This window comes from Streptomyces violaceorubidus (genome assembly GCF_000717995.1).
Classification (GTDB): Bacteria; Actinomycetota; Actinomycetes; order Streptomycetales; family Streptomycetaceae; genus Streptomyces; species Streptomyces violaceorubidus.
The window spans coordinates 1-736 of the sequence record NZ_JODM01000126.1 but is presented as its reverse complement, the minus strand read 5'-3'; the positions used below and the strand labels follow the sequence as shown (position 1 = coordinate 736).

General features: G+C 69.6%; 1 pseudogene. It reads right to left on the bottom strand.

The window, feature by feature from the left end:
- Positions 1-736: pseudogene (locus IE94_RS0134310) on the bottom strand (glucose-6-phosphate isomerase); the annotation flags it as partial.

Here is a 736-nt window from a genome sequence, read left to right as displayed (position 1 = left end):
GTGCCCCACACCACCGGTCCGGTCTGCCACCGCACCGGGTTCCCGTCGCGGTCCACGGACTTGCCGTTGGACTCCATGTCCAGCTGCTGGAGATAGGCGGTGAACTTCGACAGGTAGTGGCTGTACGGCAGGACCGCGTGCGACTGCGCGTCCAGGAAGTCGCCGTACCAGACGCCCAGCAGGCCGAGGAGCAGCGGCGCGTTGGCCGGGGCCTCGGCGTTGCGGAAGTGCTCGTCGACGATGCGGAAGCCGTCGAGCATCTCCCGGAAGCGGTCCGGGCCGATGGCGATCATCAGGGAGAGGCCGATCGCCGAGTCGAAGGAGTACCGGCCGCCGACCCAGTCCCAGAACTCGAACATGTTGGCCGTGTCGATGCCGAAGTCGGCGACCTTGCCGGCGTTCGTGGACAGCGCCACGAAGTGCCTGGCGACCGCCTTCTCGTCGCCGCCCAGACCGGCCAGCAGCCAGGAGCGCGCGGAGGTGGCGTTGGTGACCGTCTCGATGGTGGTGAACGTCTTGGACGCCACGACGAACAGCGTCTCGGCCGGGTCCAGGTCCCGGACCGCCTCGTGCAGGTCGGCGCCGTCCACGTTGGACACGAATCGCAGGGTGAGCGCGCGGTCGGTGAAGGCCCGCAGCGCCTCGTAGGCCATGGCGGGGCCGAGGTCGGAGCCGCCGATGCCGATGTTGACGACGTTGCGGATGCGCCTGCCGGTGTGGCCGGTCCACTCGCCGG